Annotated in this window: 9 protein-coding genes; 3 read left to right on the top strand and 6 right to left on the bottom strand. The window is 69.5% G+C overall.

The features are described 5' to 3' along the window. Positions 1-32: 32 nt before the first annotated feature. On the top strand, positions 33-1,685 hold the full coding sequence (locus JFB92_RS03190) for a type 2 periplasmic-binding domain-containing protein (protein ID WP_199034838.1): 1,653 nt from the start codon (positions 33-35) through the stop codon (positions 1,683-1,685). Positions 1,686-1,773: 88 nt separating this feature from the next. Here JFB92_RS03190 and JFB92_RS03185 read toward each other — a convergent pair whose 3' ends face one another. From JFB92_RS03185 to JFB92_RS03160, 6 genes are all read right to left on the bottom strand, one after another. Further along, positions 1,774-3,771, bottom strand: a complete 1,998-nt coding sequence (locus JFB92_RS03185; RefSeq protein WP_199034836.1) for a hypothetical protein — start codon at positions 3,769-3,771, stop codon at positions 1,774-1,776. Positions 3,772-3,890: 119 nt separating this feature from the next. Further along, positions 3,891-6,305 carry a ricin-type beta-trefoil lectin domain protein gene (locus JFB92_RS03180; protein WP_199034834.1) on the bottom strand — a complete coding sequence of 805 codons (2,415 nt, stop codon included), beginning with the start codon at positions 6,303-6,305 and terminating at the stop codon, positions 3,891-3,893. Positions 6,306-6,336: 31 nt separating this feature from the next. Then, on the bottom strand, positions 6,337-7,506 hold the full coding sequence (locus JFB92_RS03175; RefSeq protein WP_199034832.1) for a mandelate racemase/muconate lactonizing enzyme family protein: 1,170 nt from the start codon (positions 7,504-7,506) through the stop codon (positions 6,337-6,339). A gap of 1 nt (position 7,507) precedes the next feature. After that, positions 7,508-8,335, bottom strand: coding sequence for a carbohydrate ABC transporter permease (locus tag JFB92_RS03170; RefSeq protein ID WP_199034830.1), 828 nt, complete (start codon positions 8,333-8,335; stop codon positions 7,508-7,510). Further along, positions 8,335-9,315 carry a carbohydrate ABC transporter permease gene (locus JFB92_RS03165; protein WP_372451559.1) on the bottom strand — a complete coding sequence of 327 codons (981 nt, stop codon included), beginning with the start codon at positions 9,313-9,315 and terminating at the stop codon, positions 8,335-8,337. The genes JFB92_RS03170 and JFB92_RS03165 overlap by 1 nt, the downstream gene beginning before the upstream one ends. Positions 9,316-9,318: 3 nt before the next feature. After that, a complete protein-coding gene (locus JFB92_RS03160) occupies positions 9,319-10,587 on the bottom strand; it encodes an ABC transporter substrate-binding protein (RefSeq protein ID WP_199034826.1) in 1,269 nt (422 codons plus the stop codon). 146 nt (positions 10,588-10,733) lie between these two features. On the opposite strand from JFB92_RS03160, the gene JFB92_RS03155 reads away from it, so the two are divergent. Together JFB92_RS03155 and JFB92_RS03150 are read left to right on the top strand one after the other, a co-directional pair. Next, positions 10,734-11,504 carry a FadR/GntR family transcriptional regulator gene (locus JFB92_RS03155; protein ID WP_199034824.1) on the top strand — a complete coding sequence of 257 codons (771 nt, stop codon included), beginning with the start codon at positions 10,734-10,736 and terminating at the stop codon, positions 11,502-11,504. A 163-nt stretch (positions 11,505-11,667) separates the two neighbouring features. Next, on the top strand, positions 11,668-14,346 hold a 2,679-nt coding region (locus JFB92_RS03150), incomplete at its 3' end, for a glycosyl hydrolase family 95 catalytic domain-containing protein (RefSeq protein WP_372451562.1).

Below are 14,346 nucleotides of genomic sequence, written 5' to 3'. Positions count from 1 at the left end.
CCCTACAACTCCTCACCGAAAGGCAGTCAACGATGACCAGCAGACTCACCCGAGCGGCGGCGGCCGGAGCGGCATTGGCCGTGTCCACCGGCGCGTTCGCCGCCTGCTCCTCGGAACCGGAGACCACTCCGGACGACGTGATCACCGTCTTCGCCCCTCAGGACACCGACGTGGACCTGGAGGAGAACGCGTTCACGAAGCTCATCGAAGAGAAGTTCGACGTCGAACTCGAATTCGAGACGACCACCTGGGACGGCGACGCGGCCGCGGAGAAGCGCCAGATCTCCCTGGCCAGCGGCGACTACCCGGACGCGTACATGCTCATCCCGTGGGTCGACCAGTTCAGCGGCGAAGAGCTGGTGAAGCTCGGCGGCCAGGGCGTCATCGTGCAGCTCGACGACCTGATCGGCGAGGACACCCCGCACCTCACCGCCGCGTTCGAGAAGGAACCCGGCTTCGAGGAACTGGCGACGTCCGCGGACGGGAACATCTGGGGCATTCCGGCGTGGAACGACTGCTACCACTGCTCGTACCCCTCGAAGCTGTGGATGAACTCCGCCTGGCTCGACGAGCTCGACCTGGAGCAGCCCACCACGCCCGAGGAGCTGCGAACGGTGCTGGAGGCGTTCAAGACCCAGGACCCCAACGGCAACGGCGAGGCCGACGAGATCCCGCTGTCCGCCTCGGGCGGCGGCGCGCTCCTGTCGTATCTGATGAACCCGTTCGTCTACACCGCGGAGATGTACCAGAACGCCGAGGGCGTGACCCCGGCCGCGCTCGGCACCGACGGCGGCGAGGTGGTCCTGCAGCCGACCCGAGACGAATGGCGAGAGGCGATCTCCTACGTCACCTCCCTGTACGAGGACGGGCTGATCGACGAGGGCGCCTTCACCCAGAACGGCGAGGCGCTCACCGCCAAGGGCAACAACGCCGAGAGCGAGATCCTCGGCTCGGTCGCCGTGATGCACCCGTGGTTCGTCACCGAGGACAGCGAGGGCGATCGCTACACCGAGTACGACGCGGTCCCGCCGCTGACCGGTCCGGCCGGCGACGACACCTTCTGGAGCGCAGGCGGCGCCGGCGCCGCTCCCGGAGCGACCTTCGTCATCACCAACCGCGCCAGCGAGGCCAAGCAGAAGACGCTCATGGAGATCCTGGACTTCATGGTCTCCTACGAGGGCCACCTCCTGGGCGAGTTCGGCGTCGAGGGCGTCAACTGGGCCGAGCCCGACAAAGGCGAAGTGGCCCTCGACGAGGACACGGAGCCGAACTTCAAGGTCCTCACGCCTCCCGAGGGCGAGGGCTTGAACAACTCCTGGGGCCCGATCGCGCAGTTCTTCAGCGACGCGGAGTTCCGCAACAGCCAGGTCACCGCGACCGACATCTACACCGCCGAAGGCTATGAGCGCCGTCTGTTCGAGGCCACGCAGCTCTATGAGGGCCACGAGTCCGACGACCTGTTCCCGTACTGGGAGGTCAAGATCAGCGGCGAGACCGCGACGGAACTGGCGCCGATCCAGACCAACGTGGAGAACTTCGTCGTGCAGGCGAGCGCGGAGTTCGTCACCGGGGCCCGCGACATCGACAGCGACGACGACTGGGCCGACTTCCAGCAGAACCTCACCGATCTCGGCGCCGAACGCTACGTCGAGATCTACCAAGAGGCATGGGACGCCGCCGAGTAGGACCTGACTCCTCCCCAACCGGTGGGCCGCCTCCGCGCCAGGCAATGGAGGCGGCCCACCGCCACGATCCCGCCCAGGCGATCCGGGTCTACTGAGACTGCGCCCTCGGCGATCCGACTCGACCGCGCCCAGGCCGCCTCCGCCGCTCACTGGCGCCGCGGTTCGGGCCCGCGCCGGCCATGATCCGGGCGGCCCCGGCCGGGATGTCGTCGGCGGAGAAGACGGTGTGGCTCTGCACCGTGTTGCCGCGTTCTCCGTCGGGGATGCCGGTGATCGCCGGACTGGTCGAGTAGTTCCCGGTCAGGGTGAGGTCGCCGGTGTTGTGGCCGCCGAAGATGTTCGCGTGGGCCCACTGGTCCTCGGTGTTCATCAGGACGTTGCCGGTCACCTTGAAGTAGCGCGAGCCCTCGTCGAAATACAGACCGAGCTGGCCCGAGCCGTCGCAGAAGTTGCCCTCGATCGTGCTGTTCGGCTGCGCCGAGAGCGCATAGATGCAGCCCGCGTCCCAGAGCGTGTTCACCATGTCGACCAGGTGGTTGCCGATGACGTGGACGTCGGTCAGCGTCGTGGGCGTGACGTAGATCGGCTGGAAGTCGTACAGCCCGCGGTCGAGGTACTCCTGGCAGCCCGCCGGGTCGTTGGCGCCCCAGCCGTAGCCGACGGCGATGCCGCTGTAGGGCATGTGCGCGATGTGGTTGTGCTCGATCGTGAGCCGGGTGGCGTAGGTGGCGAGGATCGCCACGTTGTCGAGGTAGTCCAGTGCCGTCGAGTAGATGCTGTTCTCCCCGATCAGGATGTCGCGGTTGACCATGCGCTCGTCGGAAGGGTGGTGCGCATCCGGCTGGACCCCGCCGACCGCGATGCCCCCGCCGGCGCCGGCGGTGAAGGTGTTGCCGACGACCGACACGTCATGCGCACCGAGCCCGACACCGGAGGAGTGGGCGTTCGCGTCGTTGCCGATCCCCAGCCCGATCGAGCCGAGGTTCACGAAGGTGTTGCCGGAGAACGAGATCCCTTCGGCCGCCGAGACCTGCACCGCCGCCGGCATCTGCCACCAGTCGTTCCGGGTCGCCTCGAATTCGTAGCAGCCGCGCGAGCCGGTGTCGAACGCGTCGGAGGGCCGGTCGGGCTGGACTCCGGTGAGGAACGTGCCGGTCTGCTGGTTGGCGTAGCCGTCATCGGAATTGGGATGCAGCCAGGAGGTCCCGGTGAACGTCAGCCCCTCGAAACCGAGACCGCGGACCGGCCGGTCGTAGGTGCCGCCGACCTCGATCAGCGTCTCCAGCCGGGGCAGCTCGACAGCGGTGTTCGCCAGGTCCTGGCCCCGGAGCGGCTTGTAGTACAGGATTCCGGCGTTCGCGTCCAGGAACCACTCGCCCGGCTCGTCGAGGAACGCGCGGGAGCCCGCCAGGAAGAACCGCGGACCGACGTACGGGTTCTGGACCGTGTCGTAGCCGTAGGTGTTGTTGTCCCAGGCGGGCTGCCGCAGTGCGACCGTGGAGCCCGCGATGGCGTCGACCGGGGTGATCCTGACGGTCCACGTCAGATACGCGACGAACTCGATGCGCCGCTGGTCCGGCAGACCGGCGAGCCAACCGAAGCTCTGGTTCTCGACGGTGAACCCGCTCGGATCGAACTTGATGTCAGAAGGAGACAGGGCGAGCCGGGCGCGACGCGCCAGCGCACCGTCGACATAGAGCTGCCTGGAGTCGAAGCCGGTGCCGACTTCCGCACGGTAGACACCGGTCTCGGCGTCGTCGAGCTCCCAGCCGGTGACGGCCTCGGCACCGGTCACCACGGGCGCGGCACCGGGGGCGGCCCTCCAGGTCACGGTGTGGCCGCCCCGTCCCGAATCGGCCGCGTCGAACCGCAGCGGGGAGTCGAGGCGGAAGGTGCCGTCCAGGAGGTTCACGGCCACGTCGCCGTCCCCCGCGGCGGCGGCCCGGCGGGCCCGGACTTGAGCCTCTCCCAGAGAACCGAGCGGCCGGTCGATGGAGCCGGGGCCGCCGTCGTCGCCGTCAGGCGCGACGAAGAATTCGTGCTCGGCCGCGGATTCGCGGGCTCGAAGCGAGGGCGTGTGGTGCATGGTCGTATCTCTTCCTGCGTTCCTGCGAACGCATCAGTGGTGGACGGCGGGGCCGGTCGAAAGGCCCGTGGGTGCGGGTCGCCGCCCGCGGCGACCCGCACCGGGTCGACCTGTCCGAGTCAGCCGCGGCTCCATTGCTGGTTGGTGCCGCCGTGGCAGGACCACAGCTGGACCAGCGAGCCGTTCTCGGTTCCCTGACCCGACACGTCCAGGCACAGCCCGGACTGGGCGTTGGTGACCGACCCGTCGCCGTTGAGGCTCCACTGCTGGTTCGTCCCGCCGTGGCAGTCCCAGATGATCACCGCGGTGCCGTCGGCGGTGCCGCCGCCCTCGGCGTCCAGGCATTTGGTCGAGCCGCCCGAGTACACCGTCAGCTCACCCGCGGCGGTGTGAGTCCACTGCTGGTTGGCGCCGCCGTGGCAGTCCCAGATGCTCACCTGAGTGCCGTTCTCTGTGGACTGTTCCGGCACGTCCAGGCACCGGTCCGAGCCGGTCCCGCGGAGCGGACCGCCGTCCGGCCCGGCGCCGTCGGTCGGGCCCGCGTCCTCGATGATCTGCGCGGCCCCCGGCGGGATGTCGCCCGCCGAGAACACCGTGTTGTTCTGGACGGTGTTGCCGCGTTCTCCGTCGGGGATGCCGGTGATGTCCGAACTGGTCGAGTAGTTCCCGGTCAGGGTGAGGTCGCCGGTGTTGTGGCCGCCGGCGATGTTCGCGTGGGCCCACTGCCCGGCCGTGTTCATCATGACGTTGCCGGTCACGTCGTAGTAGCGGGTGCCCTCGTCGAAGTACATGCCGAGCTGGCCGGTGCCGTCGCAGAAGTTCCCCTCCATCGTGCTGTTCGGCTGCGCCGAGAGCGTGTAGATGCAGCCCGCGTCCCACAGTGTGTTCACCGTGTCGACCAGGTGGTTGCCGACGATGCGGACGTCGGTGAGCGTGGTGGGCGTGTTGTAGATCGGCTGGAAGTCGTACAGCCCGCGGTCGACGTACTCCTGGCTGCCGCCCGGGTCGTTGGCGCCCCAGCCGTACCCGACGCCGATGCCGCTGTACGGCATGTCGGCGATGTAGTTGTGCTCGATCGTGAGCCGGGTGGCGTAGGTGGCGAGGATCGCGTCGTTGTCGAGGTAGTCCAGCGCCGTCGAGTAGATGCTGTTGTTGCTGATCACGATGTCGCTGTTGACCATGCGCTGATCGGACGGGTGGTGCGCGTCGGGGCGGACCCCGCCGACCGCGATGCCGCCGCCGGCGCTCTCGGTGAAGACGTTGCCCTCGACCGACACGTTCTGGGCGCCGAGGCCGACCCCGGTGGCGTGGGCGTTGACGTCGTTGCCGATGCCGAGCCCGATCGAGCCGAGGTTCACGAAGGTGTTGCCGGAGAACGCGATGTTCTCGGCCGCCGAGACCTGGACCGCCGCGGGCGTCTGCGACCAGGTGTTGCGGGAGCCCTCGAAGCCGTAGCAGCCGCGCGAACAGGTGTCGAACGCGTTGCCGGGCCGGGTCGACTGGTGCCCGGTCATGAAGGTGCCGGTCTGCTGGTTGGCGTAGCCGTCGTCCGAGTTCGGGTGAAGCCAGGAGGTGCCGGTGAAGGTCAGCCCCTCGAACTGGAGATCTCGGACCGGCTGGTCGTAAGTGCCGCCGACCTCGATCAGCGATTCGAGCCGGGGCATTTCGACGCTCGCGCTCGCCAAGTCCTGGCCTTGCAGCGGCTTGTAGTACAGCGTTCCGGCGTCCTCGTCGAGGTACCACTCGCCCGGTTCGTCGAGGAACTCGCGGGAGCCCTCCAGGTAGAACCGCGGGCCGACGAACGGGTTCTGGACCGTGTCCCACCCCCAGGTGTTGTTGTCCCATGCGGGCTGCCGCAACGTGACCGTCGGGCCGGAGATGTGGTCGACCGGGGTGATCCGGGTGCTCCAGGTCAGGTGCGCGAGGAAGCCGATGCGACCCTGGTCCGGCAGGCCCGAGAGCCAGCCGAGGTTCTGGTTCTGGATATCGAACCCGTTCGCGTTGAGCGAGATGTCATTCGGCGACAGGCTGAGTCGGGCCCGCTGCGCCAGGACGCCGTCGACGTAGAGCTGCCGGGTGTCGAACCCGGTGCCGACGTCCGCCCGGTAGACGTTCTCCGCGGCGTCGTCGAGCTCCCAGCCGGTGACGGCCCGGGCGCCGGTGACGACGGGTTCGGCGTCGTCCGCGGCCCGCCAGGTCACGATGTGGCCGCCCCGTCCCGAATCGGCCGCGTCGAACCGCAGCGGGGAGTCGAGGCGGAAGGTGCCGTCCAGGAGGTTCACGACCACGTCGCCGTCTCCCTCGGCGGCGGCCTGCCGGGCCCGCTGCTGGGCCTCCTCCAGGGAGCCGAGCGGCTGCTCGACGGTGCCGGGGCCGCCGTCGTCGCCGTCCGGAGCGACGAAGTACTCGTATTCGGCCTCCTGCTGGGCATGTGCCGGGACTGCCGCCGGGCCGACGAGGAACCCGGCGGCGGCGATGACGCCGGTGGCCGCCAGCGCCGCCGAGCGGGCGAGTTGCGGGGGTGAGGAACGCATGGTCTTCTCCTTCATCTTCGAAGCGAGTTGATCAGTTGTGTGTGGCGGGATCGGAGTCTGGGGGCGGGAGGAGCCGGCGTCCGGCGTGTTCGGGCCTGACACCCGGCCCCTCGGGGCTGGGGCTGCTCGGCGCGGGATCGATCGCGGCGATCGCGGCCTGGTCGACCTTGATGCCCAGGCCGGGCGACTCGCCGAGGACGAAGGCGCCGTCGGCGATGTCGAGGTCGACGGCGAGCCCGACCGGCGGTCTGAGGTCCTGGAGCTCGCTGGCGATGTGGTTGGGCACCGAAGTGGCGGCGTGGAGCAGCCCGACCGGGATGTTGCCGATCGGACTGACCGGGAGGTCGTGGGCGTGGGCGAGGGCGGCGACCCGCAGGAAGTGGGTGACGCCGCCGACCGCCGCCGACTGCACGACGTCGAGCCCGCCCGCCCGCAGCAGCGGGAGGTACTGCTCGAGCCCGGTCAGGTTCTCGCCCGCGGCGACCGAGGCGCGCACCCCGCGCTGGACGACGGCCAACCCCTCGGCGTCCCAGCGCCGCACGGGCTCCTCGACCCAGATCAGGTCGAGGGAGCGCTCGAGCTCGGCTACGTGCCGGACCGCCTCCTTGCGCGTCCAGACCTCGTTCGCGTCCAGCATCAGGCCCGGCCGCGATCCGCGCCCGGACCCGGCGAGCACCTCCCGCACCAGTTCCAGGCGGCGGCGGTCGCGCTCGACATCGAGACCGCCCTTGAGCTTGGCGGCCCGCAGGCCGCGCTCGGCGTAAAGGCGGTAGGCAGCGGCCAGCTCCTCGTCGTCCAGTCCGATGTCGAGCCCCGAGGCGTAGGCGGGGACGGTCCGGGCGCGCCCGCCCAGCAGGCGCCACAGCGGCTCGTCCGCCGCCTGCGCCTTGATGTCCCACAGGGCGGTGTCGATCGCGCCGATGGTCCCGAACACGGCTCCGGCGTGGCCGGTCTTGAAGGTGCGGCGCAGCATCCGGTCGTAGAGCGCGGTGACCGAGCGCGGGTCCTGCCCGGCGACGGCGGCGAAGACGGTCTCCAGCTCGACGTGGGAGCCGATGCCGGTGCCGGTGATGCCCTCGTCGGTGTCGACCAGGACGATCGGCACGGTGGTGACGCCGTCGGCGAGGACGCCGTTGGCGTCACCGACCGGCCTGCCCCATTCCTGGACGGTCGTCAATGCTCGGTAACCGGTGATCCGCATGTCATCCCTTCGTGGAGCCGGCGGTGACGCCGGCGGCGATCTGGCGCTGGAAGAACAGGTAGAGCAGCAGGACCGGCAGCGCGGCGATGAGCACCCCGGCCGCGAAGGTCGGGATGTCGTCCGAGTACTGCCCACGTAGCGAGGTGACGCCGACCATCAGGGTCCGGTGGTCGGCCGAGGGCATCATCAGCAGCGCGATGAGGACGTCGTTCCAGCAGAACAGGGCATTGAGGATGCCGACCGACAGCAGCGCCGGACGGCCCAGCGGCAGCATGATCCGCCAGTACACCCCGTACGTGGTGTTCCCGTCGATCCGGGCCGCGTCGATGATCTCCCGCGGGATGCCGCTGTAGTAGGCGGTCATCAGGAAGATCGTGAACGGCAGGAACTGCGCGACGTAGGCGAGGATCAGCCCGGGGTAGGTGTCCATGAGGCCGATCTGGTCCATGGTCCGGGCGAGCGGCACCATGATCACCTGGAACGGGACGAACAGGGCCGCGAGGCAGCCGAGGAACAGCGCCCGCGATCCGGTGAAGCGCAGCCGGCTCAGCGCGAACCCGGCCATCGAGCCGACCACCAGGAGCAGCGCCACCGCGCCGGCGACGACGATGACCGAGTTGGCGAAGTAACGCGCCATGCCCGCGCTGGCCCACGCGGACGCGAAGTTCTCCAGTCGCAGGGACTCGGTGGGGGAGAAGCGGTCGAGGATGTACTCGTGGCGGGTCTTGGACGCGACGTTGGCGGTGAACACCAGCGGGTAGATCGTGGCCACCGCCAGCGCGGCCATCGGGACCGCGATCAGCCATCTGCCGAAACGGTTGCGGGACATCAGTCCTCCCTCCCCGCGCGGCGGAGCACGGCGATCTGGGCCAGCCCCACCACCAGCATCACGCCGAACAGGACGGTGGAGGCGGCCGAGGCGAGCGCCGGGCGGTTCATCTGCCCCTGCTGGATCCAGATGTAGTACTCGGGCAGGTACGTCGAGCCCTCCGGGCCGCCGCCGGTCATGACGTACAGCAGCCCGAACATCGAGGTCAGCATCCCGATCATCGTGGTCACGAAGACGAACTGGATGGTGCGCGACAGGCCGGGGACGATCACGTGCCGGATCACCTGGGAGAGCGAGGCGCCGTCGATGCGTGCCGCGTCGATGAGGGCTGAGTCGAGAGTGGAGAATCCGGCGAGGAACACCACCAGCGCCATCCCGAAGGTCGCCCACACGTGCACGCCGACGACCGCGAACATCGCGACGTCCGGATCGCCGAGCCAGTCGACCGGTCCGAGCCCGATCGCGCCGAGCACGGTGTTGACCGTGCCGTCGTACGCCAGCAGCAGGTTGAAGATCGCGCCGACGATCACCGGTGACAGGACCGCCGGGAAGAAGTAGACGCTCCGGTAGAACCGGTGGCCGGGGACGCGCAGGTAGATGAACGTCGCCAGCATCCCCGGGATCGCCACCGCGACCGGCAGGAGCAGCACCAGCAGCCAGACGTTCCCCATCGCCTCGCGGAACAGCGGGTCGTCGAGCAGGACTGCGTAGTTGTCCAGCCCGACCGCCTGCCCGTTCCGGTCGCCGTCGCCGGTGAAGGAGAAGTTGACCCCGAGCGCCAGCGGGTACAGCCGAAGCCCCGCGATGATGAGCACCGCGGGCGCCACCAGCACGTACGGCGCGAGACGTTCGGCACGGGGGCGGCGCGAGGCCCGTACGCGCCGTCCCCGTGCCTGCTGAGGAACCCGTGCGGGTGCCGCACCCCCGGCCCGCCCGACCACGGATGGGCGGACCGAGGGAGGCGGACTTCCGATCGGCATGCCCTATCCCGCCTGGTCGCTCTCTGCGAGCTGGTCGAGCGCCTCGTCGACGGTGACCGAGCCGCTCAGCAGCTGCTGGGAGAGCCGTCCCATCAGCTCGAGCGTCTCGGAGGACAAGGCGACGTGGAGGGCGGGCTCGCCGTCCGGAATCCGGGAGACGATCGCCGACGCGGCCGGGCCGGCGTCGGAGGCGTCGATGGTGGTGTCCGAGGCGATGGCTCCGGCGTCGGCGTAGAAGGCCTCGAGCGCGGCGGTCGAGGTCAGCGAGCGGACCAGGTCCGCCGCCAGCTCGGGGTCCGCCGTCCATTCGGCGGCGCCGTAGCCGATGCCGCCGTCGTAGGGCAGGCTGGGCGCCGACTCGGGGTTGACCAGCGGCGCCTCCATCACGCCGACGTTCTCGGCGCCGAGGAACTCGCTGAAGTCCTTCCAGTGCCCGACGTCGGACATCAGGCCGATCACGTGGGCGGCCTCGCCGGCCTCGAAGACCGCGAACATGTCGTTGAACATGGCCGTCGAGTTCGCGCCGTCGTTGAACAGGCCCGCGTCCCCGGACTCCTGCCACAGCTCGAAGACCCGTTTCACGCCCGGAGCGGACCAGTCGCGGTCCCCGGCGATCCACGCCTCGTACTCGGCGTCGGTGAGGACGCCCGAGCCCAGGCCGGAGAGCCAGAACTGGATGCCGTAGCCCTCCTTGTTACCCTGCGCGAAGCAGTTCGCGCCGGTCTCCTCGGTGACGGCCCCGCAGTCGTCGGCCAGGTCGTCCCACGTGGCCGCCGGGGCCTCCGGGTCGAGGCCGGCCTGCTCGTAGAGGTCCTTGTTGTAGTAGATCGGGTGGCCCTGGAGCGTGACCGGCGCCGCGTAGGCGGTGCCGTCGGCGCTGAACGCCTCCCAGCCGGCCAGGCGCTCCCGGTCCTCGGCGATGTAGTCGTCGAGCGGGAGGAGGGCGTCGGTCCGGTCCCGCAGCTGGCCGCCGCCGTTGAACATCATGACGTCGGGGCCCTCGCCGGACTGTATGGCCGTGCCCAGCAGGTTGTAGTACTGGTCGAACGGCTGGGCGACGAATTCGACCTCGACGTCCGGGTGCTTCTCGGCGAAGTCGGCCTTCGCCAGCTCGATGTACGAGACCGCATTCTCGTCTCCGGACTTCCAGTCCCAGACGACCAGCTTGTCTTCCGAGCCGCCGGAGTCCGAGTCCGGTTGCGCGGCGCTGCCGCAGCCGGCCAGTGCCAATGCCGCGGCCATCGCGGCGGCCGTCAGTGTTCGCTGCTTCATCGCAGATCACTCTCCAGAGGGGTCGCCGGTCGCCCGGCGGATGCATGTCCACCGAGAACGTAACTCGTATGACGTCTTATGTCAATGGAATGACGTATACTGTGCTCGCGCGCCGCGGCCCAGCGGCCTGCGCAAACGGAGGGAACATGACGGCATTGCAGCAATCGGCCGCGGGCGACTCGAAGCCGCCGGCCTGGGCGAGACGACCCACGAACCTGGCCAAGGCGGTCACCGCGGAGCTGGTGCAGCGCATCGTCCGCGGCGACTATCCGGCCGGTGCGCCGCTGCCGCCGGAGCCGGCCCTGTGCCAGGCGTTCTCGGTGAGCCGGACCGTCGTCCGGGAGGCCGTGAAGATCCTGCAGGAGAAGGGCATGGTCCAGATCCGCCAGGGCGCGGGGACCACCGTGCTGCCCTCCACGGAGTGGAACATGCTCGACGAGCTGGTGCTCGGCGCGACCATCGCCGAGGACGAGAGCCTCTCCATCCTCGACGACCTGGTCGTCACCAGGCGCGTGCTCGAATCCGACATGGCCCACGTCGCCGCCCGCGTCGCCGACGAGGAGGCGATCGAGCGGATGCGCGAGCTCGTGGACCGCATGGACGGGCTCGTCGACGATCCCTCGTCGTACCACGAGCAGGACCGGGCCTTCCACGACACGGTCATGCGGGCCTCGGGCAACCGCATCGCGCGCGCCGTCGTCCGCTCCCTGGAGAGCCAGGTCATCAACACCGCCAGCTACATGGGCCGCACCGAGCGGTCGCTGTGCGTGGCGTCCAACGAGGGGCACCGGCGCGTGTACGAGCGCATCGCCGCCCGCGACGCCGAAGGCGCCGGCGAGGCGATGTTCAGGCACATCACCGACGCGTGGCTGGTCCGCCGCAGCGGGCAGGCCGACCCCGACCGGCTTCAGCGCTAGGGCGGCGCCTCGATAGGTCTGATGACTCGGCCGAACCCCCCGGCTTCCGTTGAGCCATAAGGCTCAATATTCACATACTTGACTTCATAGATCCAATCTTTATAGACTGTCTTCGATGTTCAGAGCCCTGGCCGCGTGCGCGGCCACCCCTCGGAGGATCGACATGGCAGCGCTGCGGCGACGACAGGTGATCCAGTACGGTGCGATCGGCGCGGTCGCGGCCCCGCTCCAGTGGGCCGCGCCGCGCGCGGCCGCGGCACCAGCGGCGGTGGAGGCCGCCGGTGACCTTGCACTGTGGTACGACGAGCCCGCCGGCACCGACTGGCTGCGCGCCCTCCCGGTCGGCAACGGCCGGCTCGGCGCGATGGTGTTCGGCAACTACGGCGCGGAGCGGTTGCAGCTCAACGAGGACACGGTCTGGGCGGGCGGCCCGCACGACTACAGCAACCCCGGCGGGGCCGACGCCCTCCCGCAGATCCGCGGGCTCGTCTTCGCCGACCGGTGGGGCGAGGCGCAGGACCTCATCAACCAGACCATGCTCGGCAATCCCGCCGGCCAGCTCGCCTACCAGCCCGTCGGCGACCTCGACTTCGCCTTTCCCGGCATCGGCGGGGTCTCCGAGTACGAGCGGTGGCTCGACCTGACCACCGCCGCCACCGGCGTCGGCTACCTCGCGAACGGCGTGCGCTACCAGCGCGAGGTCATCGCCACCGTGCCCGACCAGGTCATCGCGGTGCGCCTCACCGCCGACACCGCCGGTCGGATCTCGTTCACCGCCACGTTCGACACTCCGCAAAACGCGTCGACGTCCAGCCCCGACGGCCGCACGATCGCCCTCGACGGCAGATCGGGCGACCACCGTGGCATCGCGGGCTCGGTCAGGTTCCTCGCGCTGGCGCGGGCCGTCGTCGAAGGAGGCGACTCGAGCTCTTCCGGCGGCACGCTCCAGGTGTCCGATGCGGACGCCGTGACGCTGCTGATCTCGATCGGGACGAGCTACGTCGACTATCAGTACGTCGACGGCGACTACCAGGGGATCGCCTGGGGCCACCTCGACGCCGCGACGAACACCTCCTACGACGACCTGCGGTCCCGGCACCTGGCCGACTACCGGGAACTATTCGACCGCACCTCCATCGACCTCGGGCGGACGGCCGCGGCCGACCAGCCGACCGACGTCCGCATCGCCCAGCACGATTCCGTGAACGATCCGCAGTTCTCGACCTTGCTGTTCCAGTACGGCCGCTACCTGCTGATCTCCGCGTCGCGTCCCGGCACTCAGCCCGCCAACCTGCAAGGGCTCTGGAACCAGGAGATGACCCCCGCCTGGGAGTCGAAGTACACCATCAACGCCAACCTGCCGATGAACTACTGGCCGGCCGGGACGACGAACCTCGCCGAGTGCCTGGAACCGGTGTTCGACATGGTCGACGACCTCTCGCACACCGGAGCGCGGGTCGCTGACGTGCAGTACGGGGCGGGCGGCTGGATGAGCCACCACAACACCGACGGCTGGCGGGGCGCCTCAGTCGTCGACGGGGCGCTGTGGGGCATGTGGCAGACCGGCGGCGCCTGGCTCGCCACGCAGATCTGGGAGCACTACCGGTTCACCGGCGACTCCCAGCTCCTGCGGGCGAACTATCCGCTGATGAAAGGCGCCGCCCAATTCTTCCTGGAGACGCTGGTGGAGGAGCCCGACCTCGGATGGCTGGTCACCAATCCGTCGAACTCCCCGGAGCTGCCACATCACAACGGCGCCAGCGTGTGCGCCGGGCCCACCATGGACATGCAGATTCTGCGCGACCTGTTCGACGGCTGCGTGAGCGCCGGCGAGGTGCTGGGCGTCGACTCCGACTTCGGGGCGCAAGTCAAGGACGCACGAGACCGGTTGGCGCCCACGCGAGTCGGATCCCGCGGAAACATCATGGAGTGGCTCTACGACTGGGTCGAGCTCGAGACGAGTCACCGGCATGTCTCGCACCTCTACGGCCTGCACCCGAGCAACCAGATCACCAGTCGCGGCACCCCCGAGCTGTTCGAAGCGGCGCGCCGGACCCTCGAACTCCGCGGCGACGCCGGAACCGGCTGGTCGCTGGCCTGGAAGATCAACTTCTGGGCGCGCATGGAGGAAGGAAGCCGCGCCCACGACCTGATCCGCCAGCTGGTGACGCCGGACCGTCTCGCGCCCAACATGTTCGACCTGCACCCGCCGTTCCAGATCGACGGCAACTTCGGCGCGACCTCCGGCATCGCCGAGATGCTGCTGCACAGCCACGGCGACGAACTTCATCTGCTGCCCGCGCTGCCGCCCGCCTGGTCGACCGGAAGCGTCGCCGGCCTGCGCGGCCGCGGCGGATTCACCGTCGGTGCCGCCTGGAGCGCCGGATCGATCGACGAACTCACCGTCACGCCCGACTCCGACGGCTCCGTCAAGGTGCGCAGCCGGATGTTCACCGGCGACTACGAGCTCGTGGACGAGTCGAACGGTTCGGTCATCGTTCCAGACGAGCCCGAGAGCGACGTGATCGAGTTCAACGGCCAGGCCGGACGCGCCTACCGCGTGACCTCCCTCGGTGAGGCATCCGTGGTGGAGCCCGGTGGGTTCTACCGGTTGGTGGCGAAGCACAGCGGGAAGGCAGTCGACATCGAGGGTGCGTCCGCCGGAGCCGGAGCTGCCGCGATCCAGTGGTCGATTCACGGCGGTGACAATCAGCAGTTCGACTTCGTCGACGCCGGCGGCGGGTTCTGGCGTATCAGGGCCCGCCATTCGGGTCTGGTGCTCGAGGTGTCCGGCGCCGGGCCCGGCGCCGACATCACCCAGCAGGCCGATTCTGGTGCGGTG

The organism is Glycomyces salinus (assembly GCF_016428645.1).
GTDB lineage: Bacteria > Actinomycetota > Actinomycetes > Mycobacteriales > Micromonosporaceae > Glycomyces > Glycomyces salinus.
Note: the sequence above shows the minus strand (reverse complement) of the source record. Positions and strands in the feature narration are given on the sequence as shown.

What these genes read in the sequence shown, in the direction of transcription:
- JFB92_RS03190 (WP_199034838.1), top strand. Translation starts at nt 33, where the DNA reads ATGACCAGCAGACTCACCCGAGCGGCGGCGGCCGGAGCGGCATTGGCC.
- JFB92_RS03185 (WP_199034836.1), bottom strand. Translation starts at nt 3,771, where the DNA reads ATGCACCACACGCCCTCGCTTCGAGCCCGCGAATCCGCGGCCGAGCAC.
- JFB92_RS03180 (WP_199034834.1), bottom strand. Translation starts at nt 6,305, where the DNA reads ATGCGTTCCTCACCCCCGCAACTCGCCCGCTCGGCGGCGCTGGCGGCC.
- JFB92_RS03175 (WP_199034832.1), bottom strand. Translation starts at nt 7,506, where the DNA reads ATGCGGATCACCGGTTACCGAGCATTGACGACCGTCCAGGAATGGGGC.
- JFB92_RS03170 (WP_199034830.1), bottom strand. Translation starts at nt 8,335, where the DNA reads ATGTCCCGCAACCGTTTCGGCAGATGGCTGATCGCGGTCCCGATGGCC.
- JFB92_RS03165 (WP_372451559.1), bottom strand. Translation starts at nt 9,315, where the DNA reads ATGCCGATCGGAAGTCCGCCTCCCTCGGTCCGCCCATCCGTGGTCGGG.
- JFB92_RS03160 (WP_199034826.1), bottom strand. Translation starts at nt 10,587, where the DNA reads ATGAAGCAGCGAACACTGACGGCCGCCGCGATGGCCGCGGCATTGGCA.
- JFB92_RS03155 (WP_199034824.1), top strand. Translation starts at nt 10,734, where the DNA reads ATGACGGCATTGCAGCAATCGGCCGCGGGCGACTCGAAGCCGCCGGCC.